The following is a 2,859-nucleotide window of genomic DNA, read 5'->3' as shown; positions in this document are numbered from 1 at the left end:
TGCGGCTGATCAACAGCGGGCGCAGGCCTAGCGGGCTTTATTGGTTCGTGCTGGGGGGGCTTTACTTGTTTTCGGCTCTGCGCTGGGAGGTAGGCTGCGATTGGCCAAACTACATAATCAACTTCGAAATGCAGAAGCCTGCTAGTTTCGCAGACGCTTTATCCCAGCCTAACCCCGCGCACTGGTTGCTGCTGGAGGTTATGGACTTGTGGGGGTTGGACTATATCTGGCTCAACGTCATAACCTCAGCGATCTTCTTCGCCGGACTGCACTCCATTGCGCGGCGCAGCCCGGCACCGCTGGCAGTATTGGTCTTGGCCTTTCCAGTGCTTATTTTGAATATGCCCATGGCGGCTGTGAAACAGGCCGCAGCGATAGGTCTGATATGCTTCGCGTTCAATGCATTCATCGACCGGCGGGTCCTGCACTTCGCTCTGTTCGTGGGGCTAGCTTCGACCTTCCACGGTTCAGCTTTGATCTTCGCGCTGCTCGGCCCCTTTATTATTGGGCGTTACTCACTCCGCAACGTGCTACTAGCCGCTTTACTGGCGGTACCGGGGGTATTTGCACTTTTGGCCACAGAAGCTGCTGATATCGCTACTACCCGATATATTGCGACAGACACCGATGCGGGCGGCGCAATTTTTCGCGTGGGGCTTCTTATGGTGACAGGATTATTCTACCAGTTTTTCCTGTCAAGACATTGGCAAGCCGTGCTTCCACACAGTCATAAACTTATAAGTCTTCTAGTACTGGGCATGATCTGCCTAGGTCTGCTACTGCCAGTATCGTCGGTGATCGCTGACCGGTTCGGCTATTATTTCATCATTCCCCAGTTGATGATATACGCTGCATTGCCGTGGCTGTATCCACGAGGGCGCAAACAGCTAATTAAAATTGCCCCCTACCTATCGTTGCTAGTTCTGTTTATAGCGTGGACTCAGCTTTCAAGACATTTTCAAGGATGCTATCTACCCTACGGGACAATTTTAGGATGAATTCAAATCTAAAAACACAACTGCGGACAGTTGCGGTTATGCAACCTTATATATTTCCTTATTTAGGATACTTCCAGCTTATCGCTAGATCCGACGCATTTATATTCTACGACGATGTCTCATTCATCAAGGGAGGCTGGATTAATTCTAACAAGGTGCTAGCTTCCAGCGGCGGTGTCCAGAGTTTCAGTGTGTCACTAGAAGGGGGTCAGTCCTCCTCACGCAGCATCTCAGACACACCTCTAAGCACTAGGCGCGAGTGGCAGGGCAAGTTTATTCGTTCTTTGCGCGAAACCTATGCACGTGCGCCACATATCGAGAAAGTTTCCGCTTTGGTGAATGAGGTACTAACCACTCCGAGCAGCAGCATCGCCGACTTGGCATGTCTATCAATACGTGCGGTCTGTGGCTATGTCGGTCTGACGCCGCACTTTGAGCGATCAAGCCGTTTTTCGCCTGAGACCTTTAATCAAGGTCGAACAGAGCGGTTGATTACGATGACGCATAGACTGGAAGGTCGCCGCTATCTCAATCTGGACGGAGGGCGCGCGTTCTACGAACCCACCTCGTTTGAGGCATCCGGGATCGAGTTGCGATTTCTCACACCACGGCTAGACACATATATGCAAGGCAATCGAAGCAATTTTATTCCCAGCTTATCAGTGATTGATACGCTAATGTGGAACCGGCCAGAGGTAGTATACGAAATGGCACAGCAGGGAAATGTAGCGCCATGACAGCCACTATCCTTCCGATCGCCTTGCACGGAGTGCCTCGATCCGGCACAACTTGGCTAGGAGAGATATTCAATAGCCACCCACAAGTTCATTACGCGTTTCAGCCTTTGTTTTCGTATGCCTACAGGGATTTTCTAGGACAGGACCCTGATGCTGAGCGAATTGAGCAACTCTGGGATGAGCTGTTGCAAAGCGACGATTCATTTATCAATCAGGCCGAAAAGCGAGCGAACGGTTGCCTGCCCCGATTCAGCAAGTCTAACCCGTCCCATATGGTCTACAAAGAAGTCCGCTATCATAATATGCTACCCCGTCTGATGGCACGTGCACTCCGGCTTAGAGCAGTGCTGATCGTACGTGATCCGCGAGCCGTAATTTCATCATGGTTACGTGCTCCCCGCGAGTTCAGAGCCGATATGGGTTGGAGCATTGAGAACGAATGGCGAGAGGCTCCATCCAAAAACTTGGACCGGCCAGAAGAATTCAACGGCTATGCCCGCTGGAAGGATGCCACACGAATCTTCATGAGCCTAAATAAGGTCTATCCCGACCGGATCACGCTAATACGTTATAGTGATCTCTTGGAGGGTTCTGATACGACCGTTACCTCACTCTTCAATCTGTGCGGGCTAGACATGTCATCTCAGACGAGGGATTTTCTCAATGCGGGATCTGGGCACAATCCGAGCAATCCCTATGGAGTAGATGCCCGGCGCGCGTGCGACGACGGGTGGAAAAACTTGCTGAATCCAGCCATCGCGGAGGAAATCGCCGAAGATCTTTCGGGGACTGACCTCGCCACATTCTTAGATTAGTTCCGAATAGTTCACCTCTAACACGCTGCTGAAAAATAGTTTTGGAAGGTCTTTTCGTCGAGCTGGTCGATTCATGCCAAGTAAATCTCCTGAGTTCGACGAGAGGGCGCAAAATTAGACCCACTTTTTCGAAAATGCTGGATGCATCGGACTTTTTCAGTAGCCTACTAAAGCCGTTGACCCAGCAGGCGAGCTTGAACGGTAATCCTCCCTAAAATTAGTGGTGTTCAAAAGTAGAATTTTCTCGGCAAGATAACTGAGGAGATTTACGATGAAGAATGGACGATATAGCGACGCGCAGATCATGGC

At 50.7% G+C, this 2,859-nt stretch carries 3 protein-coding genes; all 3 read left to right on the top strand.

The window, feature by feature from the left end; all coding sequences use genetic code 11:
- On the top strand, positions 1-998 hold a 998-nt coding region (locus RGAI101_RS21080; protein WP_050763287.1), incomplete at its 5' end, for an EpsG family protein.
- Positions 995-1,735 carry a WbqC family protein gene (locus tag RGAI101_RS21785; protein ID WP_198133768.1) on the top strand — a complete coding sequence of 247 codons (741 nt, stop codon included), beginning with the start codon at positions 995-997 and terminating at the stop codon, positions 1,733-1,735. The genes RGAI101_RS21080 and RGAI101_RS21785, both read left to right, overlap by 4 nt.
- Positions 1,732-2,550 (top strand): sulfotransferase family protein, encoded by an 819-nt coding sequence (locus RGAI101_RS21075; protein ID WP_037230673.1) that lies wholly within the window; start codon positions 1,732-1,734, stop codon positions 2,548-2,550. Before RGAI101_RS21785 ends, RGAI101_RS21075 begins: the two co-directional genes overlap by 4 nt.
- Positions 2,551-2,859: the final 309 nt, after the last annotated feature.

It is taken from the genome of Roseobacter sp. GAI101 (genome assembly GCF_000156335.1).
GTDB lineage: Bacteria > Pseudomonadota > Alphaproteobacteria > Rhodobacterales > Rhodobacteraceae > Sulfitobacter.
Note: the sequence above shows the minus strand (reverse complement) of the source record. Positions and strands in the feature narration are given on the sequence as shown.

Excerpts from the sequence above, each read along its gene's own strand:
- RGAI101_RS21785 (WP_198133768.1), top strand. The coding sequence starts at position 995 with ATGAATTCAAATCTAAAAACACAACTGCGGACAGTTGCGGTTATGCAA.
- RGAI101_RS21075 (WP_037230673.1), top strand. The coding sequence starts at position 1,732 with ATGACAGCCACTATCCTTCCGATCGCCTTGCACGGAGTGCCTCGATCC.